This window comes from Streptomyces sp. NPDC086080, from assembly GCF_044540255.1.
Lineage (GTDB): Bacteria > Actinomycetota > Actinomycetes > Streptomycetales > Streptomycetaceae > Streptomyces.
The window spans coordinates 392,271-415,545 of sequence record NZ_JBITRU010000001.1 but is presented as its reverse complement, the minus strand read 5'-3'; the positions used below and the strand labels follow the sequence as shown (position 1 = coordinate 415,545).

The window sequence follows — 23,275 nt, the reverse complement described above, 5'->3', positions numbered from 1 at the left end:
CAACCGGGGACCTGCATTACCTGGCCGCGTGACAACACGTCGGGGCGCCCGCCGTTTCCTGCTTGCTGTAGACCATCTCTCTGCCTCTCGTCGGTGGCCCATGCGGGCCGCGTCACGGCCCACGCGGTGCGGCAACACCTGCCCAGCCCTCGCGTCCGTGAATCACGTCGCCATGATGACCCGGCGGTCACATCTACCGCGACCGAAATTTCGGCGGCCCCGTACCGCCTCCCCCGTTTTCCTTGTCGTCGCTGGTCGGAGCGGGTCGCTCAGTGCTCGCCGAACAGCTCCAGCAGGTCCGTGCGGGCGAACATCCGGGCCGTGTCGACGGCCGAGGGGGTGCCCGCGGCGGGGTCCGCGCCGCCCTTCAGAAGAACCCGGACCACCTCGGTCTCACCCTTGAAGGCCGCCCCCGCGAGTGGCGTCTGGCCCCGGTCGTTGACGCGGTCGCCGTCGGCGCCGCGCTCCAGCAGTGCGCGCACCGCCTCGGCGTGGCCGTGATAGGCGGCGAGCATCACGAGCGAGTCGCCCCGGTCGTTGGTGAGGTCGGCCGGGACTCCCGCGTCGACGTAGGCCACGAGCTCCTCGGTCCGGCCCCGCCGGGCCAGGTCGAAGATCTTGGTCGCCAGCTCCACGACCTCGGGGTCGGGGGCTTCAGTCATCGCCGGACCGCCTCTCACTGCACATCACGCATCGGGGACAGGACGTACGTCTGCGAGCGGTGCAGAGCCGTACGGGTGAAACGCCAGCGTACTGGCTCGCGCGGCACATGACCCGATGCGCCCGAGGCAATGATCACGACAGGTCGCCCCGAGGACCTTCGACGAGAATCCACCCAGTTGCACCTTTTATCGTATAGATACATTCTGTGATCGTGGAAGCACTCATGGTGACTGCCCCCGTGAACCAGGAGAACAGACATGATCATCTCGATCTCATGCGTGGTGTTGCTCGGCGTCGTCGTCTTCGTCTTCTTCCGCAAGGACGGACTGAAGGTGTCGCACGCTCTGGTGGCCATGCTGTTCGGCTTCTATCTGGCCAGCACGGCCCTCGCGCCCAGTATCAAGGCGGGCGGTGAGAGCCTGGCCGGCCTCCTGGGCGGGTTCAAGTTCTGACCCGCCCCGACCACGCCCCGCCCGCCCGTACGCACCCTCTGGAGACAGCAGTGGCCCGGCGCCCCCTTCCCCGCATTCTGAGCAACGGCAGCGCGCAGCTCGCCCGGAGCCGGGAGCTGGCCAGGACGGCCGCCGACAGCGCGGCGGACGTCCTCCACCCGCTGATCACCATCACGCGCGGTCTGCGCCGACTGGCATCGGCCGGACGGCGCAGGTGGGCCGGCACGCCCAAGGACAGGCGCGGGCCGCTGCTCTTCCTGGTGGCATCGGTGGTGCTGGTCGTGGCGCTCGCGCCGTACGGTCCGCTGCTCGCCGTCATCACCCTGATGGCGGCGGCGGCCTGGCAGGGCCGGGAGCGCACCCCGTCCGTGCCCGACGGACCCGAGGCGTTGCAGGCCCAACGCCTGAAGTCGCTCTACGAAGCCCTGGTGCCGTACTTCTCCACCCCCGAGGACCCGGAACCGCTCTACGCCCACGGCGGCGACTGGACGAAGGCGTTCTCCGAGTACGAGTTCGACGGCACCGGCCGCATCACCGGCCTGGTGATCGGCTACCCCGCCTACTTCACCGACGGCGAACCGGAGTCCCGGGCGCGGATCGAGCATCTGCTCGGCGCCAAATCGGGTCGCGGCCGCGAATACCACTTCGTCTGGGACGAGGAGGGCAACCAGCTCACCGTGCGCGTTCTCGCACCCCTGCCCACGGACATCGCCGCGCAGCCCTTCGTCACGGCCCCCGGCGAGACGGTCCTCGGCTTCACCGACCCCATCCGGGTGCAGCGGACGCTGCCCCTGACCCACGGGGCGCACGGCACGGAGCGGTGCGACGTCCCGCCCGTCGTCTGGCGTACCGGCCTGCGCTCCACCGAGCCCCATCTGCTCGTCGCCGGCCAGCCGGGCAGCGGCGCCTCGACCCTGTTGCGCTCCATCGCCCTGCAGGCCCTCCACCACGGCGATGTGGTGATCGTCGACGGCGGCGGAACGGGCGAGTACGCCTGTCTCACCGGCAGGGACGGCGTGCTCGCCGTCGAGTGCGGGCTGACAGGCGCGCTGACCAGCCTGGAGTGGGCCGCGCACGAGACGGAGCGCCGCCTGATCGCCGCCAACCGTGCCCACCAGGCAGGGGATCCGCCGCCCGAGGACACCAGGCGACCCCTGTGGCTCCTGCTCGACCGGCCGAGCGCCTTCACCCACCTGGCCGCGGCGGACGGCCGCCCGGATCCCCAGTCCCTGCTCCAGACTCCGCTGCGGCACGGCCGCCCGGCGAACGTCACCGTGGTCGTCGCCGAACAGCTCGACAGCCTCGACGCCCTTGCCGAGCCGGTACGGCAGCACACGCGCGCGCGTGTCGTCCTCGGCCCCGCGAAGGCGGAGCAGCTGGCGGCCGTCCTGGGGGCACCACCGCACACCACACCGGTCGACCAGGTGCCACCGGGGCGCGGCTATGCCCGCCTGGGCTCGGGTCCGGTACACCGCCTCCAGGTCCCGGCGACTCCGGACCCGTACGACGACGCGACCAGCGACGCCCACCGGCAGGCGGTCCTCGACCTGTTGCCACCGCGGACGACACCGGCGGACGAGGAGCCGGAGCGGGTGGAATCGGAGGCGCCGGAAGCGGCCGTGATGCTCACGGAGTCCGTTCGCCTGGAGAAGGCGACGACGGAGAAGGTGCCCTCGGGCGCGGTGGCCGCCGACGCGGAGGTCACGGCGGCGAAGGCGACCGCCACCGCGGAGCCGGCCCCCGAAGAGGCCGCGGTCGCGGAGTCGTCCACCTAGGTCCCGCCCGAGCGGGTGTACCGGGCGTTGCGGTGCGGCACGTGCCGTCCCCGGCACGAGCGGCCATGACAGGGCGGCACCGGTGCTGGGCCGCTCGTCCGTCCGGCCACCGCGGCTGGGCCGGCGGTCCCGGTCACGCCACGAACGTGCGAGGGTCCTCGGTACCGGTCGTGCCGCCGGATTCGACGACACGCGCCGCCGCGGCCAGGCGTGCCGCCGCTTCCTCCGCCACGGCGCCGCCCACGGTGAACGGCAGTCGTACGTAGCCCTCGAACGCCCCGTCGACGCCGAAGCGCGGCCCGGACGGCACCCGTACGCCGACCCGCTCTCCCGCCTCCGCCAGCCTCGAGCCGGAGAGACCTCCGGTGCGCACCCACAGCGTGAGCCCGCCCCGCGGCACCTCGAACTCCCAGCCGGGCAGCTCCCGTCGTACCGCGCTCACCAGCTCGTCCCGGTTCTGCCGGGCCTGGGCGCGCCGTACCTCCACCGCCCGCTCCCAGCCGTCCGTGCCGAAAAGCCAGTTCACGGCCAGCTGTTCCAGGACGGGTGTGCCCAGATCGGCGTACGCGCGCGCGGCGACGAGGCTGCGGATCACATCGGGGGCCGCACGGACCCAGCCGATGCGCATCCCCGCCCAGAAGGCCTTGCTCGCCGAGCCGACCGTGATCACCGTGGACCCCGCCGGGTCGAACGCGCACACCGCGCGGGGCATCTCCACGTCCGCGTCGAGCCACAGTTCGCTCATCGTCTCGTCGGCCACCAGCACCGTCCCCGCCGAACGCGCGGCGTCCACCAGCCGGCGCCGCTGGTCCTCGTCGGCGAGCGCACCGGTCGGGTTGTGGAAGTCGGCGACGACATACGCGATCCGGGGCGCCGCCTCACGCAGCACCTGGCGCCAGCGGTCCATGTCCCAGCCGGTCAGGCCCTCGGCCATGGCGACCGGGACGAGCCGGGCGCCTGCCTCCCGCATCAGCTGGAGGATGTTGGCGTAGGACGGCGACTCGACGGCGATGCGCTCACCGCGTCCGCCGAAGAGGTGGCAGATGGCGTCGATGGCGCCCATCGCGCCGGTCGTCACCATGATCTGCTCGGGCATGGTGGGAATGCCCCGCGCGGTGTAACGGTCCGCGATCGTCGACCGCAGAGCGGGCAGCCCGGCGGGATAGTCGCCGTGGGTGTGCGCGTAGGGCGGCAGTTCCTCCAGCGCGCCCTGGACGGCCCGGGTGAGCCAGGGTTCCGGGGCGGGCAGCGCGGCGCAGCCGAGGTCGATCATCGAGCCGAGGGCCTCGGGCGGCAGTGGTTCAAGTCCCCGCGCGGGGACCGGGTTGCCGGCCGGGACCGCGGTCCAGCTGCCCGCGCCGCGCCGTGACTCGAGAAAGCCCTCGGCGCGCAGCGCCTCGTAGGCGGCGGCGACGGTGGTGCGGCTGACGGACAGGGCGAGCGCCAGCTCCCGCTCGGCGGGCAGCCGCGCGGCGACCGGTACGCGCCCTTCCAGCACCAGCAGCCGGATGCCGTCGGCGAGCGCGCGGTAGGCGGGCGGGCGGCGGGTCCCCGGGCCGGCCGGGCGGTCCTGCTGGGAGTTGAGGAGCCGGGCGAGTTGCGCCGCGCCGACCGCCGAGGTCCACTGCGCCATAGGAATCAGTCCACCTTCCCCGAATTGGCCATGGATGACATGACCACTCACGCCACAGGGTGTCATGCATCGGTCCACTTCCACCACAGGGGGGCACGTTGTGGCCAGGTACTCGTCCCGGCACGGGGATCTCGTACGTCGGCTGTTCCAGCTGTACGCCGGACTGGCCTTGTACGGGGCGAGTTCGGCACTGCTGGTGCGCTCGGGGCTCGGTCTCGAACCGTGGAACGTGCTGCACCAGGGCCTGTCCGAGCGGACCGGGCTGTCGATGGGCGTGGTGCTGACCCTCGTGGGCGCGGCCGTACTGCTGTTGTGGATCCCGCTGCGGCAACGGCCCGGCCTGGGCACGATCTCCAACGTGCTGGTGATCGGCGCGGCCATGGACGCGACCCTGATGGTGGTGCCGGACGCGCACGCCGCGGCCGTACGCGTGCCGCTGCTGGCGGCGGGGATCGTGCTGAACGGGGCGGCGACCGGGCTGTACATCGCGGCGCGCTTCGGCCCGGGGCCGCGCGACGGGCTGATGACGGGACTGCACCGGCGCACGGGGGTGTCGGTCCGTCTGGTCCGTACGGCCATCGAGGTCGCGGTCGTGGTCACCGGCTTCGTTCTCGGCGGAACCGTCGGCGTCGGCACCCTGCTGTACGCGGTGACGATCGGCCCGCTGGCCCAGCTGTTCCTGCGGGTCTTCGCCGTCCCCTCGGCATCCGACGGCAGCCGGGTCGTTGCCACAGGTCAACCGCGGCGCGCGATACTGCGTCCGTGAACCCTCCGATGCGCCACCCCTACCTCGACCATCCCGGCCCCATCGCCTTCGCCCACCGGGGCGGGGCGGCGGACGGCCTGGAGAACACCGTGCGGCAGTTCCGGTGCGCCGTCGAGGCGGGCTACCGGTACATCGAGACCGATGTCCACGCGACGCGTGACGGCCGGCTGGTCGCCTTCCACGACGCCACCCTCGACCGGGTGACGGACGGCGCGGGCCGGATCGCCGACCTGCCCTGGCGCGACGTGGAGCACGCGCGGGTGGCGGGCACGGAACCGGTCCCCCTGTTCGACGAACTCCTGGAGACCTTCCCCGGGGTGCGCTGGAACATCGATGTGAAGGCCGAACCGGCCCTGCTGCCGCTGCTGGACCTGATCGAGCGCACCGGCTCCTGGGACCGGATCTGCCTCGGCTCGTTCTCCGAGGCCCGGGTGGTGCGCGCGCAGCGGCTGGCCGGGCCACGGCTGGCCACCTCGTACGGCACCCGGGGCGTGCTGAATCTGCGGCTGCGGTCCTGGGGTCTGCCGGCCGCGGTGCGCCGGTCGGCCGTCGCCGCGCAGGTTCCCGAGGAGCAGTCGGGCGTCCGGGTGGTGGACCACCGCTTCGTACGGGCCGCACACGCGCGCGGGCTGCGGGTGCATGTGTGGACCGTCAACGAACCCGAGCGGATGCACCGGCTCCTGGACCTCGGAGTCGATGGCATCATGACCGATCACATCGACACACTGCGCAAGGTCATGGAGGACCGCGGCATCTGGGTCTGAGACCGCCGCGCCCCGTCACCTCCGCGCGTTCACGGGGAAGCGAGGGCACGGGTGGACACCGACACCGTGCGGTCACCGGCCAAGGACGAGGCCCATGGCCGGCGGCGCGAGCAGCGCGGCTGGTATTTCTACGACTGGGCCTGCTCCGTGTACTCCACGAGCGTGGTCACCGTCTTCCTCGGCCCCTATCTGACCTCGGTCGCGGAGGCGGCGGCGGACGCGGACGGCTTCGTCCACCCGCTGGGCATACCCGTACGGGCGGGCTCCTTCTTCGCGTACACCATCTCCCTGTCGGTGATCCTGGCCGTGCTGGTGATGCCTCTGGTGGGCGCCGTCGCCGACCGCACGGGCCGCAAGAAGCCCCTGCTCGCGGCCGCCGCGTACACCGGGGCCGCGGCCACGGCGGGCATGTTCTTCCTGGACGGCGAGCGCTATCTGCTCGGCGGTCTGCTGCTGGTCGTCGCGAACGCGGCGCAGTCCGTGGCGATGATGCTCTACAACTCCTATCTGCCGCAGATCGCCCCGCCCGAGGAGCGCGACGCGGTCTCCTCACGCGGATGGGCCTTCGGCTACGCGGCCGGGGCCCTGGTTCTCGTCCTGAACCTCGTCCTCTACACCGGTCACGACAACTTCGGTCTCTCCGAGGGCATGGCGGTGCGCATCTGTCTCGCGTCCGCCGGTCTGTGGTGGGGCGCCTTCGCCCTGGTGCCGTTGCGACGGCTGCGCGACCGTCACGTTCCCGCGCGGGAGGCGGGCACTGCGGGAGAAGGGGCGGCCCTGTCGGGCTTCCGGCAACTCGCGGCGACCATCCGCGACATGCGCCGGCATCCGCTGACGCTGGCCTTCCTGCTGGCCTACCTCGTCTACAACGACGGCATCCAGACGGTGATCTCCCAGGCCTCGGTCTACGGCTCGAAGGAACTGGGGCTCGGACAGTCGACACTCATCGTGGCCGTGCTGCTGGTCCAGGTCCTGGCGGTGGCGGGCGCGCTGGCGCTCGGCCGGCTGGCCCGGCGGTACGGGGCGAAGCGCACGATCCTCGGTTCCCTGGTCGCCTGGACCCTGACCCTGACCGCCGGGTACTTCCTGCCGGCCGGGGCCCCCGCGTGGTTCTTCGTACTGGCCGCCGGCATCGGCCTGGTCCTCGGCGGCAGCCAGGCGCTGTCCCGCTCGCTCTTCTCCCACCTGGTCCCGCCCGGCAAGGAGGCCGAGTACTTCTCGGCCTACGAGGTCAGCGACCGCGGGATGAGCTGGCTCGGGCCGCTGCTGTTCGGGCTCACCTATCAGCTCACGGGCAGCTACCGGGATGCGATCATCTCGCTGGTGGGCTTCTTCGTCCTGGGATTCGCGCTGCTCGCGCGGGTGCCGGTGCGGCGGGCGATCGCCGACGCGGGCAATCCGGTTCCCGAGCGGATTTAGCGCTGGACGCGAAAGGGCTGTAGTGTACGCGTTTGGCCTGCCAGGCGTACCGTTACTGCGCGTCAAAGATGCCGAAACGCTGTGTCACATCTGCTAGCAGATGTGACAAACCGGGCGTCGGTGGGTACTGCAATGGTTGACAAGGCTGCGGCTACGACGGCGACGCAGGGCCCGGAACGGGAATCTTTACCGCCGACCGGACGTTGACCGGATGACGACGACAGCGACACCTGTCCTGTGGGCGACAAGCCCGGGAGGCACGATTCATGAGTGAGCGAGCTCTTCGCGGCACGCGCCTCGTGGTGACCAGCTACGAGACGGACCGCGGCATCGACCTGGCCCCGCGCCAGGCCGTGGAGTACGCATGCGAGAAGGGGCATCGCTTCGAGATGCCCTTCTCGGTCGAGGCGGAGATCCCGCCGGAGTGGGAGTGCAAGGTCTGTGGTGCCCAGGCACTCCTCGTGGACGGCGACGGCCCCGAGGAAAAGAAGGCCAAGCCCGCGCGTACGCATTGGGACATGCTGATGGAGCGGCGCACCCGAGAGGAGCTCGAAGAGGTCCTCGAGGAGCGTCTCGCCGTTCTGCGTTCCGGTGCGATGAACATCGCGGTTCATCCCCGGGACAGCCGAAAGTCGGCTTGATCCCGGCGGGAACCCGGGGCGCCGGCACACACGCACAGCGAGACAGGACCGGGGGCGCCGAACGTATTCGGCGCCCCCGGTCCTGTCTGTGTTCCCTCCCGCCCCGCTGCCGGGACCGCTCAGCGTGTCAGCGGCGGGGGCGGACCCTGTGGGGTGTCTCCCGGCGCCCTCCCGGGCTCGTCGTCGCGGACGACCTCGCCCTGGACGACCTTGCCGTCGGGACGGCGCATACGGGCCTGCTGGAAGGCGTCTCCCAGGGAGCCGTGCGCCGCCGCACGGAGCTTGCGCTCGAAGGTGCGCTCCGCGTATCGGCTCACGGCCTTCTGGACCGGCGGCACCAGCAGAAGCAGCCCCAGCGCGTCCGAGACGAGACCGGGGATGATCAGCAGCAGGCCGCCCAGCATCATCAGGCCGTTGCCCTCGCTGTTCGACCGGGGCCCGGGCGCCACGACGCCGCTCTGCTGCTGCTGCAGTGTCTCCGTGAGGTTCTTGAAAGCCCGTCGGCCGGCCCGCTTGATGACGACCGACCCGAGGACCACACCGGCCACCAGGATCAGGAAGACCACCAGGCCGTTCGACGCCCCGGCGACCATGGTGAGCAGCCAGATCTCCAGAACGAGCCAGGCGGCGACGGCCAGCGGCAGAACACCGCGCAACCGGGAGCGCCGGGGCCGGACGGGGTAAGGGGTCTGAGCACCAGTCGTCATACCCCCAGTGTGCCTGGGCGCGGCTCAGTGCGGGATAAGCGGGACAGGGGCGTCGTCGGCCGTACCAGCTACGCCTCGGACCGCTTGACGGCCGGCTCGGGCTGCTCGGCGTCGCCGCGCCCCAGGACCTTGCCCACGCGCTCCCCCACGCCCCACGCGGTGACCCGCCACAGCGCCTCGACGAGGATGTCGCGGCTCATCTTGGAGTCACCCAGTTCACGCTCGACGAAGGTGATGGGCACCTCGACGACGTGGTACCCGGCCTTGACCGCACGGCGGGCCAGGTCCACCTGGAAGCAGTAGCCCTGGGAGGCCACTTCCTCGAGGCCAAGGCCCTTCAGGGTCTCGGCGCGGAAGGCACGGAACCCGCCGGTGATGTCACGCAACGGCAGATCGAGCGCCACACGCGAGTAGAGACTGCCGCCGCGCGAGATGAACTCACGTGACTTCGGCCAGTTGACCACCCGGCCGCCCGGCACCCAGCGCGAACCGAGTACCAGGTCGGCGCCCTTGAGGGCGGTCAGCAGACGGGGCAGCTCCTCGGGCTGGTGGGAACCGTCGGCGTCCATCTCGACCAGTACGCCGTAGCCGTGCTCCATGCCCCAGCGGAAGCCCGCGAGATAGGCCGCGCCCAGGCCCTCCTTGCCCTTGCGGTGCAGCACCTGGACATGGTCGTCCTCGGCGGCCAGATCGTCGGCGAGCTTGCCGGTGCCGTCGGGGCTGTTGTCGTCGGCGACGAGCACATGGGCGTCGGGAACGGCCTGGCGGACCCGGCCGACGATCGCCTTGATGTTCTCCGCCTCGTTGTAGGTCGGAATGATCACCAGGGCCGTACCGAGCGGGCCGAAGTTCCGCCCCTGGGATCCCGCCGCGTGGGTCCCGTCGCCGTCATTCACTGCTGCCCCTTCATGTCCTGTGCGCAGGGTCCCACCATAGTCGTCGGGGCCCGCTCGGACGTGACAGGGCGTTCGCATGGTGGTGTCGTTTTCCGAAGATCGGGTAGTGATACTGCCTTTGGCCGTGCCGCGGGCGAAACGCGGGGCGGCTCACGACGGCGGGTGGGGGCCCGGCGCCCTTCGGGCCGGCCCGGGATCCGCCGGCTGCGGATCGACCTGAAGCCGTTGTCTACTGAGCGCCCGGGCCCCACCCGGGGTCGCACCTCCCCGACCGGCTGGAACCTTCCCTCGGTACTGCGCCGGCGCTGAGCCTGGCTCCCAGTGGCGGTGCCCCGGTGCGGCACACCGTCCCTGACCCAGCGGCGCTGACACGAGTGGCCGGAAGCTCTCCGGGCGGGCGTCCGGTGGTGGACCCGGCCGAACCTACCGGCCCCCTGCCGCCGCCTGTCAACAGTCGTTCGACCTGCGCAATGTGGTGCACATGCCTGGTCAGCCGCGAGGATGCGCAGGTCGCGAGACAGGGGCACGGTGCATGATCGTTGCCGTGCCCCCGACGTAGATCACTCGCCCGGCCGTACGAAGACGGTGCGTCCGCCGACCACGGTGCGCCGGCAGACGGGCAGGTCACGGCCCACCGTGAGGTCGGGCAGGCCCGGGGTGCCGGAGCGGGGATCGGTGGACCAGCGGGCCACCCTGTCGTCGGGCGCCTGGACCACGAGTTCGCCGGTGCTCCAGACGGCGTAGTCCGCTGGTGCGCCGGGCGCCAGGACGCCCGCGTCGTCGCGTCCGACGGCCCGCCAGCCGCCGCGCGTGTGCGCGGTGAAGGCCGCGCGGACGGAGACGCGGTGCTCGGGAGTGCGATGGAACGCCGCGGCGCGGACCGTGCCCCAGGGGTCGAGGGGGGTGACCGGGCTGTCGGAGCCGAAGGCGAGCGGGACACCGGCACGCAGCAGGGCCGCGAACGGGTTCAGGGAGCGGGCCCGGTCAGCGCCCAGGCGACGGGCGTACATGCCCTCCTCGCCGCCCCACAGGGCGTCGAAGGCAGGCTGGACGGAGGCGGTCAGGCCCAGTTCCGCGAAGGCGGCGATGGTCTCGTCGGTGAGCATCTCGGCGTGCTCGACGCGGTGCCGCGCGGCACGGAGGCGGGTGAGACCGACCTTCTCCGCGGCAGCGCGCATCCCGTCGACGACGGCGCTCACGGCGGCGTCGCCGATGGCGTGGAAGCCCGCCTGGAGCCCCGCCTCGGTGCAGGCGACGACATGGGCGGCGACGGCGACGGCGTCCAGGTGGGCGGTGCCGGTGTGGTCGGCGTCGGCATACGGCTCGTGCAGGCAGGCGGTGTGCGAGCCGAGGGCGCCATCGGCGAACAGGTCCCCCGCGGCGCCGATCGCGCCCAGCTCACGGGCCTTGGTGACGTCCTGTTCGGCCCAGTAGCCGACGACGCGCGGGCCGCTCTCCTCGGCGGCGAGCCGCAGCAGGCCGGTGAAGTCGTCCTCGGAGGAGATCTCCGGGCCGCCGCACTCGTGGACGGTGCCGATGCCGAGCGCGGCGGCGCGAGCGAGGGCGGCGCGCTGAGCCTCGGTGCGCTGAGCCGGCGTGACGGCGGCCAGGGCGGCGGCGCGCACCGCGTGGTGGGCGTCCCCGGTGAGCGGGCGGTCCTCACGGGTGACTTCACCCTGGACGAGGTTGAGCAGCGCGGTGGTCACGACCGCGGAGTGGACGTCGATCCGGCTGAGGTAGAGGGGTCGGCCGCCGGTCGCCTCGTCGAGTTCCGCGCGGGTCGGGGGCCGGCCGCCGGGCCAGCGGGCGGCGTCCCAGCCGTGCCCGAGCAGGACCCGGTCACCGGGGCGGGCGGCGGCGAATTCCCGTACGCGAGCGAGCGCCGCCTCCAGCGAGGGGGCTGGGGACAGGTCGAGTCCGGTGAGGGCGAGACCGGTGGCCGTGGTGTGGACGTGGGCGTCCGTGAACGCCGGGGTGACGAGTGCCCCGTCGAGGTCGATCACCTCGTCCACCCCGTCCGCGAAGGCGTCGGCGGCGCCCTCGGAGCCGACCCAGGCGACCTGACCGCGCTCGACGACCATCGCGGTCGCGAAGGGGTCGGCGGGACTGTGAACCTCTCCGCGACGAAGCAGGACGGTGTGCGGCGGGGCGGTGCGTTCGCTCATGCCTCACAGTCTCGCGCGTCGGACGGGCCCGGCCGCACGCAGGTCCTGCTCGCGGCGCCCGGCTCAGGTCCGCCGAGGGCCCTGGTCACGGGCGGGAGCGCTGGTCACCCACGAGAGCACCGGCCACGGACGCGAGCACCGCTCTCTCTCCCGGAGTCCCGCCCCACCCGCCCGCGCACGCGGCAGGTCCGGCCGCCGAACCTCCGCCCCGCGGGGCCTGCCGGGGCGCCTCCGCCGCGAGACGCCTCAGATGCGCGGCGGCCGCGCCTCGTACGGAGTGGACAGCACGACCGTCGTCCGGGTCGAGACGCCGGCCAGGGAGCGTACGCGGGCGAGGAGTTCCTCCAGCTCGTGCGGTGTGGACACGCGCACCTTGAGGATGTAGTTCTCGTCCCCCGCGACACTGTGGCAGGCCTCGATCTCGGGGACGTCGGCAAGGCGGTCCGCGATGTCGTCGGGGGCGCTGGGGTCGAAGGGTTTCACCGAGATGAACGCGGTCATGGGCAGGCCGACGGCCTCCGGGTCGACGACCGCGGCGTAGCCGCGGATGACGCCACGCTGCTCCAGCCGGCGCACCCGCTGGTGCACGGCCGACGTGGACAGGCCCGTGGCCTTGCCCAGGTCTGTGTAGCTCATCCGCCCGTCCTTGACGAGCAGCTGCACGATCTGTCGGTCCAGCTCCTCCATGGCGCAAGAACCTACAGGGCGCTTGATCGCCTCGGGTACCTGAACGGGGGCCGCGACGTCACCGCACGGGGCACCTGCGAGCGGCATGTGACGAACGCCACAGCTTTCGGGCCGTCTCCGTGATGTTCTCGTGATTACGCCCCAGGAGCGACGGGAAGTGCTTGCTGTGGTCGAGGCCGCAGCGCCTTCACGGCCCAGCCCGAGGGGGAGAACCCAATGCAGAGTCTCAAGCGCCCTGGTCGTACCACGTCCAAGCGGCAGCAGCCGGTCGCCATGCCCGAACCGGAGTACGTCGAGTCCGACACCCTGGACGACGAGCCCGACGCGTACGACACCTTCGAGATGTACCGGGTGATCTGCCCGGACTGTGCGCAGCCCATCGCCCTGCTGGCGGACGAGGACGTCCTGCCGGAGCACGCGCTCTGCGCCTCGCCGTGGAACCCGTTCGGGCTCACGGTCTGCGCAGGTACCGGACGTCTGGCTTCCGAGGCCCGGCCGGCGGACGAGTCCGTCACGCCCCAGGAGCAGGACACCGCACTGCTGTTGACGCTCCCTCAGGGGCTCGACTGGCGCACCCAGCCCTTCTCCCACGTCGGCGGCCCGGGCTCGCGTCCCATCAGGGTCCCCGGGATGCGGCGCCACGCCGCCTGAGGACAGGCCGGTACGAGGGTGACAGTGGCCGCCACCCTCGTCCGCCGTGCCGGAGTCAGCCGCGCCGCGCCGACGCAGCCGTAACGCCCCGGCTCCCCGGCTCCGGCATCCGCCGGTCAACCGTGATCTCCTGCGCACCCGGCGTGCCGGCCGGGGGCCCGGTCCGGTTCAGCGCGTCTCCGGCCCCGCGAGATGGCGGGCGATGACCATGCGCTGGATCTGGTTGGTGCCCTCGACGATCTGCAGGACCTTGGCCTCGCGCATGTAGCGCTCGGCGGGGAAGTCCGCGGTGTAGCCGTACCCGCCGAGGATCTGCACGGCATCGGTGGTGACCCGCATCGCGGTGTCGGTGCAGTGCAGCTTGGCCATGGCCGCCTGTTTGGCGAACGGCCGCCCGGAGTCGCGCAGCCGGGCCGCCGCCAGATACAGCGCGCGACCCGCCTCGATCTGCGTGGCCATGTCGGCGAGCATGAAGCGCAGCCCCTGGAAGTCGGCGATGGGCTTGCCGAACTGCCGCCGCTCGGTCGCGTAGCCGAGCGCCTCGTCGAGCGCCGCCTGGGCCAGGCCGATGGCGCAGGCGGCGATGCCGAGCCGGCCGCCGTCGAGCGCCGACAGGGCGATCGCGAATCCCTGCCCCTCCTCGCCGAGGCGCCGCGTGTCGGGGACCCGGACGCCGTCGAAGTGCACCTGGGCGGTGGGCGAGCCCTTCATGCCCATCTTCTTCTCCGGCACGGCGGCGCTCAGCCCCTCGGCGTCGCCGGGCACCAGGAAGGCGGTGATGCCGCGCGGGCCCTCCTCGCCGGTGCGGGCCATGACCGTGCAGAAGTCGGCGACGCCACCGTGGGTGATCCATGCCTTGGTGCCGGTGATCACCCAGTCGTCGCCGTCGCGCACCGCCTTGGTGCGCAGCGAGGCCGCGTCCGAGCCCGAGGCGGGCTCGGAGAGACAGTAGGCGCCGAGCAGACCGCCGCCGAGCATCGCCGGCAGGTACTCGGCCTGCTGCTCCTTGGCCCCGAAGGCGGCGAGCGCGTAGCAGGCCAGGGTGTGCACGCTGACGCCGAGGCCCACGGTGAGGCGGGCCATGGCGAGCTCTTCGAGGACCTGGAGGTACACCTCGTACGGCTGGTCGCCGCCGCCGTGCGCGGAGTCGTACGGCAGGCCGAGCAGGCCGGACTCGGAGAGAAGCGTGAAGAGCTCGCGCGGGAAGTGTCCGGCGTCCTCCTCCTCGGCCGCCCCGGGGGCGACCTCACGCTGGGCGATGTCGCGGACGAGCGAGATGAGATCCCGGGCCTCGTCCGTGGGCAGTTGCCGGTCCACCGGCTGCGGGGCGCGGTCGGGCATGGCGACGCTCTCCTCCCTGTTCGGGCACATCGGCGTGCGCCTTGGGTGGGGGCGGCTCCGCCGGGGTCGTTTCGGTAGCTGGCCGATGCTCGCGCTCCCGGGTCTCGGAAGCTGCTGACCAGCGGCTGTGCGCTGTGAGTATGCCCGATCGGCAGGAGCGAGTCACTGGTTAACGACCGCTTACTTCAGGATACCTTCACCCCACCCTCCCCGCTCCGGACAGGTCCGCACCATTGACCAACTGGTCTAGTCCTTCTAGGGTCTTGGTCCACCGAGCGAGTCACCGCGTCCACGCCCGTCCCGTCCGTGCCCGCCCCCGCACCCTTCGGGCGCTCGTGGCCGCCGCGTGTGCGTACTCGGCACCGGGCTGCTCGCCGGTGCGGGGCGCCCCGACCGCGACCGCCGCGACCTCGGCTCAGGAGGCCGCCGCCGGTTCCGAGGCCGTCGGCCGGGCGCGGCCGGAAGGCCGGGTCACGGGGAACCTCCGCCCCCGCCTCGCGGCGGGTGCGGCTCAGGCGTCGCGGCGGGCGGGCGCCGGAGCCGGGTGGGCGGGGTCCAGCTCCTCGATGGCGCGCAGGGCTCCGCCGAGCGTCTTCACCAGCAGCTCGCGCATGGTCTCGCGGGGCAGTTCGCCACGGTCGATCCAGGTCAGCGCGGCACCCTCCACGCTGCACACCCAGGCCAGCAGCCCCATCCGCGCCACCGGGGCGATGTCGGTACGGCCGTAGGCCCCCTCGGCGATGGTCGTGACGATCGCCTCCCGCACCCCGTCCCGGATGGCGTGCACCTCGGTGTCGAAGCCGACGCCGCCGCTGACGATCGCGCGATAGGCGGCCTGATTGTGCTCGGCGTAGCGCAGATAACTGTCAATGGTGCGTTGCACCCGCTCCACGGGCGGCAGTCCGGCTCCGCTCGCCGCGTAGGAGACCAGACCGGCCACCGAGTCCTCGATGATCGCCAGGTAGTAACCGCGCTTGGAGTGGAAGTAGTAGTAGATCAGCCCCTTGGCGACCTGCGCCTGGCGCGCGATGTCGTCCATCGAGAGCGCGTCGTAGGACGTGTCGGCGAACAAGCTCCGCCCGATGGCGATGAGTTCGGCCCTGCGGGCCGAAGAGCGCTGAGTGCCGCGCGCTCCGGGGCGGACGGCGGACTGCTGGCTGGTGTTCACTGTCGACCCAGGTCTCCTGCGGGGGGCGGGACAATCCCGCCGCAGTATGACAGGTCGGCCATCGGGCCGGGCCGGGCGGCCCGGGACCGCCGGGTTACAGCAGTCCCAGCCGGGTCACGAGCATCGCGAGGACCACGACGAGCGTCCATCCCATGACATGCTCGAGGATCTTCGGCCCGTCCTCCCGGGGACCGCCGGTGCGGGCGCGGGTGACGGTGGCTGCGTTCGCGGTCATGACTTCTCACTGCTCTCTGCGGTGCGTGGGCTCCCCCTGCGGCAGACGTCCACCCTGCCACCGTGAGCGGCTTCCGCTGCCGAGACATCGGTCACACGACGGCGGGACCCCGGATGACCGGGACCCCGCCCGCCGGGCCGGCTCAGCGCACGCCCACCGCCGCGAGCGCCTTGCGCTGCCGCGGTGTCGGATGCGCCGGGAAGTACAGGTAGCAGACCCCTCCGGTGCCGGAGGCGACCTTGCCGGAGGCGTTGTACCGCTTGGTCCGCAGCCAGATGTTCTCCCACTCGCACCGCCGGTAGACCCGGCGCACGGCCTCGTTGTCGTCCGAGGCGGGGTCGTTGGCGATCACATCACCGTCGTCGGTGAACCCGATCACGGTCATCAGATGCCCGGAGGTGCCGTACCCCGCCCCGGTCAGCTCCTCCGCGAGGAACGACTGGGACGTTATGGCCGGGATCCCCGCCGCGATCAGCGTCTCCAGGTCGGTGAGGGAACGGAGACGGGTGACCACGCCCTGCAGACCCGCGAAGGTCGCTGCGTAGGCGGCGTTGAACGGCCAGTTGCCGCAGCCGGCGTACTGGTAGTCGTACGTGTAGCGGGCCGCGTGGCAGATCTGCGGGTCCGCGTAGGACGGGTCCACCCAGGACAGCTGCTCCTCGGTGAGCCTGCCGCCCCAGTACTCGATGATCATCTGCGAGGAGGTCGGGCTGCACCAGGCCTCACCGCCGTTGTCGTACTCCGGGTACTGGCCCTTGTGGATCTCCTGGGAGTAACGGGGGACGATCAGTTCCCTGGCCAGGCGGGGCGTGGAGGCGGGGACGGTGAACCGGTCGGGGACGTCGGAGCCCATCGCGCCGGCCCGCCACACGGTCGGAGTGAGGCGGGTCCCGGGGCGGCGGTGGAGGGTGAGGCGCAGCCGGTAGGAGACGAGCCGCAGACCCGAGGCCGCGTCGTCGAGGGCGAAGGTGTCCGTCCAGACACTGCTCCTGCCGTCTCCCTGGTCGTCCACCGAGGTACGCCGGATGTCCTGGTCCCCGGCCGCCCAGCGGCCCATGACGTACCAGGGGGTGTCCGTGCCGTCGGAGTACGTGCCCTTCAGCTCGATCTGGAGCCAGGTGCCCACGGGGGTGTGAGCGTTCCAGGAGGCGATGACCTCCGTGGCCGGGACCTCGAGGCGGTGGACGGGGGAGGTCCATCGCGCGTACTCCCAGGCGGATGTGCGGCCCGTGTGCGGGTCGGTGTAGTCCGTGGTGCCGGCGGCTCTCGCGATCACCAGGCCGGGGCGGGATCCGGCGACGGCGCGGGTCCCCTCGGCGGTGCCACCACGCCAGTCGGCGTACGAGGTCCAGGCCCGGTTGTCGACGGTGCGGGCGGCGCCCCGGCGGGCGTCCGTGGTGCCGGTGGTGCCGGCGGTCGGCGTGCCCGCCAGTGCCGGGGCCGCGCTCCCGGCGACGGTGGCGACGACTGCCGCGGCCAGAAGGGTTCTGCGGGACGGCAGTTCGGCTCTGCTCATGGGTGAAGGACCCCCAGGTGTCGGAGTCAAGACAGGACCAGTGCACGACCGGACGGACGGTGTACGTCGGCCGGATGGAACGGGTGTGGGCCAACTATGAACGCAGCCGGGCGCATCCTGCCAGCACCCCGGCCGTGCCACGCCCGACCAACATGGGACTCGACCATTGGCGGGACACCCGGCGGGCCTCGCCGGACGGGGGCCTACAGTGCTTCCGTCAGCCCGCCCCGGCCCTCGCGCCCTCCCCTGCCCCGTCCCTGCCTCGGCCCCCCGGGAACCAGCCATGCACGATCTCGCCTCCCGCATCCGCCGGCTCGACCCGTCCTGCGGCCCGGTCCGGCTCATCGGTGTGGACGGCCATGCCGGCTCGGGGAAGTCGACCTTCGCCGGGCGACTGGCCGAGGCGCTGGACGGCGCCCCGGTACTGCGACTCGACGACATCGCCGACCACGAGACGCTGTTCGGCTGGACCGGACGGCTGCTGAGCCAGGTGATCGAACCGCTCGGCCGGGGCGAGACCGCGCACTACTCCCCCTACGACTGGCGCACCCGCCGCTTCGGTCCGCCCCGCCCGCTGCCGCCTGCCCCCGTGATCCTCGTGGAGGGCGTGGGCGCCGGCCGCCGCGCGCTGCGCCCGCATCTGGCGCTGCTGCTGTGGATGGACCTGGCCGAAGGACGGTCCTGGTCCCGCGGACGGGCGCGGGACGGTGAGGAGCAGCGGGAGTTCTGGGAGGGCTGGGTCCGCGCGGAGGGCGAACACTTCGCGGGCGACCCCTCGCGCCCCTTCGCGGACCTGTTGGTACGGGAGCGCGGAGAGGGATACGAGGTGTTTCCGGGGCCTGCCGGAACGGGTGCGTCGACCCGCCCGCTCACGCACGGTGACGGACCACCGGCAATGTGGTGATCCTGTGAAGAGCGGTCCCGGACAAGTTGCCGCAGTACCCCAACTCGGCTTGACCGTAGGCTCGTACAGGTCTTACGTTCTCAATGTGCGGCGCTTCGGAGCCGCCCTCGTACACGAAGCCCCCGGTTGTTCCCCCGTGATCGGGGGCTTCGTTCTGCCCTCTTCACCCCTTCCTGCCACCCAGCGGCATATGACGATCACCCTGGGTCACCGTCGGCGCGGAGTTCCTCCCTCCCGCCTCCCTCCCTCACCCGCACGGCACCCTTCGGGCGTGAGGCCACCGCAGGTACGATGCCCTCGGTGCGTCACGGACACTGCTTCGCGCACCTTGCAACTCCGGTCCGCGGTACAGCGGTTCGACCACAGGGCGCCGACCGGCGAGGGCCGGCCGGCACACCGACGGGGGCACGGTTTGTGGGGGACGTGATGGACTTCGCCGCGCAGGGCCCGCAGGCCCCGGCCGACCTCGCCTGGCTGCGAGGCGTGGACGCCTACACCATGGGCGCCTATCCGCAGGCGGAGGAGGAGTTCCGGACCGCGGTGCGGATCGACCCCGGCATGGCCGACGGCTGGCTCGGGCTGCACGCGCTGCGCGTCGACACGACGACCGCGCTGCTGCGGATGTTCCGCCACCGGGAGCGCTTCGGTGAGCAGCGCGGCCGGCACCGGCGCAACCTCAACTCCTGGTACTGGCTGGGATGGTGGGTGCAACCCGTGCTGGAGAGCCCGCGTGACCTGCTGCTGGCGCACGCCTCGCACTGGCTGGACGGCCGCCATGTCCCCGAGCTGGACCGGGCGCTGGCCGGACTTCCGCCGGTGGACACGGACCCGCAGGTCCGCTTTCTGCACGCCTGCCGGGCCTATCTGGTCAAGGACTGGGAGCAGTTGGTCCGGCACACGGACTCACTGGTCGAGGACCCGCTCCTGGGCATCGAGGCGGGACTGTTCGGCGGCATGGCCCGGGTACGTCTGGAGATGTACGGGCAGGCCGAACCGTTGCTGTCGGCGGCGCTGATGCGGTGCCGCAGCGAACAGCCGCAGCGCAAGGAACTGCGCTACTGGCTGGCCCGCGCCCATGAGGGGACCGGCCGCAGCGCCGCCGCGCTCCCCCTGTACCGCGCGGTGCACCGGGTCGATCCGGCCTTCATGGACACCGCCGCCCGGCTTGCCGCGATCGCCGAGGGCGACGGCTACGACGATGCCGCCGGTCTCGCCGCGATCACCCTCACCGGCGCCGGGGACATGATCGACGGCCCGGACACGCTCGACCCGCTCTTCGGCACCGAGGGACGGGACCTCAGACTGTCCGAGCCGGAGCCGCCGCCGGCCCCGCTGCCGACGGGCCCGGGGGTGCGCGAGCGGGCGGGCGGCTCCGCCTGGCCGCTGCCGACAGGCCCCACCGATCCGGCACTCCTGGAGGAGGCGCTCGCGGAACTGGAGCGCATGGTGGGTCTGGAACCGGTGAAGCGCCAGGTCAAGGCGCTGTCGGCGCAGCTGAACATGGCCCGGCTGCGATCCGGGCAGGGGCTGCCGGTGCAGCCGCCGAAACGGCACTTCGTCTTCTCCGGACCGTCAGGGACCGGCAAGACCACGGTGGCCCGCATTCTGGGGCGTGTCTTCTACGCCCTCGGACTGCTCGGCGGTGACCATCTGGTGGAGGCCCAGCGGGCCGATCTGGTGGGTGAGTACCTCGGGCAGACGGCGGTGAAGGCCAATGAGCTGATCGACTCCGCGCTCGGCGGGGTGCTGTTCGTGGACGAGGCGTACGCGCTGTCCAACTCGGGGTACGGCAAGGGCGACGCGTACGGGGACGAGGCACTTCAGGTGCTCCTGAAGCGGGCGGAGGACAACCGGGACCATCTGGTGGTGATACTCGCCGGGTATCCGGAGGGCATGGACCGGCTGCTGGCGGCGAACCCCGGGCTGTCGTCACGGTTCACCACGCGGGTGGACTTCCCGTCGTACCGGCCGCTGGAGCTGACCGCGATCGGCGAGGTGCTGGCGAAGGAGAACGGGGACGGGTGGGACGAGGAGGCACTGGACGAGCTTCGGTCGATCGCCGGGCATGTGGTGGATCAGGGGTGGATCGACGAGCTGGGCAACGGGCGGTTCCTGCGCACGCTGTACGAGAAGAGCTGTGCCTACCGGGATCTGCGGTTGTCCCTGTATCCGGGGGCGTTGACCCGCGAGGATCTGGCGACCTTGCGGTTGCCGGATCTGATGCAGGCGTACGGGGAGGTGCTCTCGGGGCGGGCGCCGGCGGATCCTTCGTCCGGGTTGTGAGGCGCCGGCGTCGAGGTCGGCCTGCTACGGGATGTCCGCTCGGGGATGTCCGCTCGCCCCGCTGAAGGGGTGCCACCGCGCCCACCCTCCCCCATCGCCCCCGGGGATGCCTCCCGGACCGTTCAGGCACCCGGTGAGGCACGACTGCCCGCGGCCGGGGGCGGCAGGGCCGTCCCCGGCCGGGGCGATTACGTCGCCAGTGCTTCCTCCGGGGTGCCGCTCGCTCGCTGGGGGGTCAGGGTCACCTCTCGGTGGGCCGGGTCGCGTACCTCGCCGACCAGGAGTTCCAGGACGTCCTCCAGGGCCACCAGGCCCAGGACCTTGCCGGTGGGGTCGCAGACCTGGGCGAGGTGGGTCGCGGCACGGCGCATCACCGTGAGGGCGTCGTCCAGGGGAAGCTCGGGGCGCAGGGTCGCCATCGGGCGCCAGAGCTGCTGCGGGACCGCACGGTCGGAGTCCTCCAGGTCCAGTACGTCCTTGACATGGAGGTAGCCCATGAAGACGCCGCTGTCCGCGGCCACCGGGAAGCGGGAGTACCCGGTGCGGGCGGTGAGTTCCACGATCTGTCCCGGGGTGACCGCGGGGGTGACCGTCACCAGCGACCCGCCCTCCAGCAGGACGTCCGTAACCGGTCGGGAGCCCAGCTCCAGGGCGTCCTCCAGACGCTCGGCCTCCTCGGGGTCGAGGAGGCCGGCCTGGCCGGAGTCCTCCACCAGCCGGTTGAGCTGCTCGCTGGTGAAGACGGCCTCGATCTCGTCCTTCGGCTCGACGTGGAAGAGCCGGAGGACGGCCTGGGCGCAGGCGCCGAGCGCGGCGGTGACCGGCTTGCACAGACGGGCGAACCAGACCAGGCCGGGGCTCAGCCACAGCGCGGACGTCTCCGGGGCCGCCATCGCCAGGTTCTTCGGCACCATCTCGCCGATGACGAGGTGGAAGAAGACGACGACGGCGAGCGCGATGGCGTAGCCGAGCGGGTGGATCAGACCGTGCGGTACGTGCATCCAGGCGAAGACGGGCTCCAGCAGATGAGCGACCGTCGGTTCGGCGACCGCGCCCAGGGTGAGCGAGCAGACGGTGATGCCGAACTGCGCGGCCGCCATCATCTGCGGCAGATGTTCCAGGCCGTACAGCACCTGCCGGGCACGGGCGGTGCCGAGGGGTTCGATCTGGCTGCGGCGGACCGAGACCAGCGCGAACTCGGCGCCGACGAAGAAGCCGTTGGCCAGCACGAGCAGCGCGGCGAACAGCAGTTGCAGAACGCTCATCCGGCCACCTCCACGAGCGGCAGCGGGGCCGTTCTGACCAGGCGGACGCGCTCGGCGCGGTAGTGGCCGACCCGGCGGACCGACAGTCGCCAGCCGGGCAGTTCCGCGCGGTCGCCGACGGCCGGGATACGGCCGAGCAGATCGGCGACCAGGCCGGCCACCGTCTCGTAGGGACCCTCGGGCACGTCCAGGCCCACACGGAGCAGGATGTCGACGCGGGCACCGCCGTCGACGTCCCAGGCCGGGTCACCGTCCTCGGGCGGGGCGGCGACGATGTCGGGGGCGTCCTGTCCGTCGTGCTCGTCGCGCACCTCGCCGACGATCTCCTCGACGATGTCCTCCAGCGTGACCACGCCGGCCGTGCCGCCGTACTCGTCGACGACGACCGCGATGGGCTGTTCGCTGCGCAGCCGCGTGAGCAGCGGCCGTACGGGCAGGGTCTCGGGGACCAGCAGGGCCGGGCGGGCGATGCGGTCCACGGGAGTGCGCAGCCGGTCCCGCACGGACACCGCGAGGGCGTCCTTGAGATGAACCATGCCGGCGATCTCGTCGATCCGGTCCCGGTACACGGGGAAGCGGGACAGACCGGTGGCCCGGGTCAGGTTGACCACGTCCTCGGCGGTCGCCGACACGTGCAGGGCGCTGACCTTCACGCGCGGGGTCATGACGTGCTGGGCGGTCAGCCCGCCCAGGGACAGGGTGCGGACGAAGAGGTCCGCCGTGTCCTGCTCCAGGGCACCGGCCCGGGCCGAGTGCCGGGCCAGGGAGACGAGTTCACCGGGGGTGCGGGCGGAGGCCAGCTCCTCGGCGGGCTCGATGCCGAGCACCCGCACCAGGTGGTTCGCCACGGCGTTCAGTCCGGCGATGACCGGGCGGAACAGGCGGGCGAACACGTGCTGCGGACCGGCCACGAAACGGGCGACCTGCAGCGGGCGGGACACCGCCCAGTTCTTGGGCACGAGTTCGCCGATCACCATCTGCACGGCCGAGGCCAGCAGCATGCCCACGACGACACAGACACCCGGGACCGCGCCCTCGGGTATGCCGAGTCCGGTGAAGGGTCCGTGCAGCAGTCCGGCGAGTGCCGGCTGGGCCAGCATGCCGACGACGAGGGAGGTGATGGTGATGCCGAGCTGGGTGCCGGAAAGCTGGAAGGACAGTTCTCTCAGGGATGCGACGACCCGGCGGGCGCGCCGGTCGCCGCCCGCGGCGGCCTGCTCGGCGTCCGCCCGCTCGACGGTGACGAGGCCGAACTCGGCGGCCACGAAGAATCCGTTGGCCAGGATCAGCAGGAACGCGGCTGCGAGCAGCAGCAGGGGGGTGGTCATGATGCCGCCGCCTCCG

Annotated in this window: 21 protein-coding genes; 9 read left to right on the top strand and 12 right to left on the bottom strand. The window is 72.1% G+C overall.

Going from position 1 to position 23,275, the window contains the following annotated elements:
• Positions 1-269: 269 nt before the first annotated feature.
• Positions 270-662: an ankyrin repeat domain-containing protein gene (locus ACIF9R_RS01965; protein WP_399972920.1), complete on the bottom strand. Its 393-nt coding sequence runs from the start codon at positions 660-662 to the stop codon at positions 270-272.
• A gap of 258 nt (positions 663-920) precedes the next feature.
• Here ACIF9R_RS01965 and ACIF9R_RS01960 point away from each other — a divergent pair, with 258 nt between their 5' ends.
• Both ACIF9R_RS01960 and ACIF9R_RS01955 read left to right on the top strand, forming a co-directional pair.
• A complete protein-coding gene (locus ACIF9R_RS01960) occupies positions 921-1,115 on the top strand; it encodes a hypothetical protein (RefSeq protein WP_399972917.1) in 195 nt (64 codons plus the stop codon).
• 50 nt (positions 1,116-1,165) lie between these two features.
• Positions 1,166-2,890: a hypothetical protein gene (locus ACIF9R_RS01955; protein WP_399972915.1), complete on the top strand. Its 1,725-nt coding sequence runs from the start codon at positions 1,166-1,168 to the stop codon at positions 2,888-2,890.
• 133 nt (positions 2,891-3,023) lie between these two features.
• Here the strand turns inward: ACIF9R_RS01955 and ACIF9R_RS01950 are convergent, their stop codons facing one another.
• Complete coding sequence (locus tag ACIF9R_RS01950; protein ID WP_399972913.1) at positions 3,024-4,523, bottom strand: PLP-dependent aminotransferase family protein; 1,500 nt, start codon at positions 4,521-4,523, stop codon at positions 3,024-3,026.
• 64 nt (positions 4,524-4,587) lie between these two features.
• Here ACIF9R_RS01950 and ACIF9R_RS01945 point away from each other — a divergent pair, with 64 nt between their 5' ends.
• From ACIF9R_RS01945 to ACIF9R_RS01930, 4 genes are all read left to right on the top strand, one after another.
• Positions 4,588-5,289, top strand: coding sequence for a YitT family protein (locus ACIF9R_RS01945; RefSeq protein ID WP_399972910.1), 702 nt, complete (start codon positions 4,588-4,590; stop codon positions 5,287-5,289).
• Positions 5,286-6,053, top strand: coding sequence for a glycerophosphodiester phosphodiesterase (locus tag ACIF9R_RS01940; RefSeq protein WP_399972907.1), 768 nt, complete (start codon positions 5,286-5,288; stop codon positions 6,051-6,053). Before ACIF9R_RS01945 ends, ACIF9R_RS01940 begins: the two co-directional genes overlap by 4 nt.
• Before the next feature lie 51 nt (positions 6,054-6,104).
• Positions 6,105-7,472 (top strand): MFS transporter, encoded by a 1,368-nt coding sequence (locus tag ACIF9R_RS01935; RefSeq protein ID WP_399972905.1) that lies wholly within the window; start codon positions 6,105-6,107, stop codon positions 7,470-7,472.
• Positions 7,473-7,738: 266 nt separating this feature from the next.
• A complete protein-coding gene (locus ACIF9R_RS01930) occupies positions 7,739-8,113 on the top strand; it encodes an RNA polymerase-binding protein RbpA (protein WP_003977404.1) in 375 nt (124 codons plus the stop codon).
• A gap of 119 nt (positions 8,114-8,232) precedes the next feature.
• On the opposite strand, the gene fxsA is transcribed toward ACIF9R_RS01930, so the two are convergent.
• The 4 genes from fxsA to ACIF9R_RS01910 form a co-directional block, all read right to left on the bottom strand.
• Entirely contained in the window at positions 8,233-8,820 is a 588-nt protein-coding gene (gene fxsA, locus ACIF9R_RS01925; RefSeq protein WP_399972901.1) for an FxsA family membrane protein, read from the bottom strand.
• A gap of 68 nt (positions 8,821-8,888) precedes the next feature.
• Positions 8,889-9,716, bottom strand: a complete 828-nt coding sequence (locus ACIF9R_RS01920) for a polyprenol monophosphomannose synthase (protein WP_399972898.1) — start codon at positions 9,714-9,716, stop codon at positions 8,889-8,891.
• 560 nt (positions 9,717-10,276) lie between these two features.
• Entirely contained in the window at positions 10,277-11,881 is a 1,605-nt protein-coding gene (locus ACIF9R_RS01915; RefSeq protein ID WP_399972896.1) for an amidohydrolase, read from the bottom strand.
• A 246-nt stretch (positions 11,882-12,127) separates the two neighbouring features.
• The gene (locus ACIF9R_RS01910; RefSeq protein WP_351998282.1) at positions 12,128-12,568 is read right to left on the bottom strand and encodes an Lrp/AsnC family transcriptional regulator; all 441 of its coding nucleotides are present in this window, start codon (positions 12,566-12,568) and stop codon (positions 12,128-12,130) included.
• A 216-nt stretch (positions 12,569-12,784) separates the two neighbouring features.
• Here ACIF9R_RS01910 and ACIF9R_RS01905 point away from each other — a divergent pair, with 216 nt between their 5' ends.
• The gene (locus ACIF9R_RS01905) at positions 12,785-13,219 is read left to right on the top strand and encodes a hypothetical protein (RefSeq protein ID WP_399972892.1); all 435 of its coding nucleotides are present in this window, start codon (positions 12,785-12,787) and stop codon (positions 13,217-13,219) included.
• Positions 13,220-13,387: 168 nt separating this feature from the next.
• On the opposite strand, the gene ACIF9R_RS01900 is transcribed toward ACIF9R_RS01905, so the two are convergent.
• The 4 genes from ACIF9R_RS01900 to ACIF9R_RS01885 all read right to left on the bottom strand — a co-directional run bounded on the left by ACIF9R_RS01900 (position 13,388) and on the right by ACIF9R_RS01885 (position 17,479).
• Positions 13,388-14,560, bottom strand: a complete 1,173-nt coding sequence (locus ACIF9R_RS01900; RefSeq protein ID WP_399972889.1) for an acyl-CoA dehydrogenase family protein — start codon at positions 14,558-14,560, stop codon at positions 13,388-13,390.
• Between the two features lie 511 nt (positions 14,561-15,071).
• Positions 15,072-15,728, bottom strand: a complete 657-nt coding sequence (locus tag ACIF9R_RS01895) for a TetR/AcrR family transcriptional regulator (protein WP_399972887.1) — start codon at positions 15,726-15,728, stop codon at positions 15,072-15,074.
• 94 nt (positions 15,729-15,822) lie between these two features.
• Entirely contained in the window at positions 15,823-15,963 is a 141-nt protein-coding gene (locus ACIF9R_RS01890; RefSeq protein WP_190100033.1) for an SCO1431 family membrane protein, read from the bottom strand.
• Positions 15,964-16,105: 142 nt separating this feature from the next.
• Positions 16,106-17,479: a peptidase C39 family protein gene (locus ACIF9R_RS01885; protein ID WP_399972884.1), complete on the bottom strand. Its 1,374-nt coding sequence runs from the start codon at positions 17,477-17,479 to the stop codon at positions 16,106-16,108.
• 283 nt (positions 17,480-17,762) lie between these two features.
• Here ACIF9R_RS01885 and ACIF9R_RS01880 point away from each other — a divergent pair, with 283 nt between their 5' ends.
• On the top strand, positions 17,763-18,383 hold the full coding sequence (locus ACIF9R_RS01880; protein WP_399972881.1) for a uridine kinase: 621 nt from the start codon (positions 17,763-17,765) through the stop codon (positions 18,381-18,383).
• A gap of 426 nt (positions 18,384-18,809) precedes the next feature.
• Entirely contained in the window at positions 18,810-20,666 is a 1,857-nt protein-coding gene (locus tag ACIF9R_RS01875) for an AAA family ATPase (RefSeq protein WP_399972879.1), read from the top strand.
• Positions 20,667-20,854: 188 nt separating this feature from the next.
• Here ACIF9R_RS01875 and ACIF9R_RS01870 read toward each other — a convergent pair whose 3' ends face one another.
• A complete protein-coding gene (locus ACIF9R_RS01870; RefSeq protein WP_399972876.1) occupies positions 20,855-21,931 on the bottom strand; it encodes a hemolysin family protein in 1,077 nt (358 codons plus the stop codon).
• The gene (locus tag ACIF9R_RS01865; protein ID WP_399972873.1) at positions 21,928-23,259 is read right to left on the bottom strand and encodes a hemolysin family protein; all 1,332 of its coding nucleotides are present in this window, start codon (positions 23,257-23,259) and stop codon (positions 21,928-21,930) included. Before ACIF9R_RS01865 ends, ACIF9R_RS01870 begins: the two co-directional genes overlap by 4 nt.
• Positions 23,260-23,275: the final 16 nt, after the last annotated feature.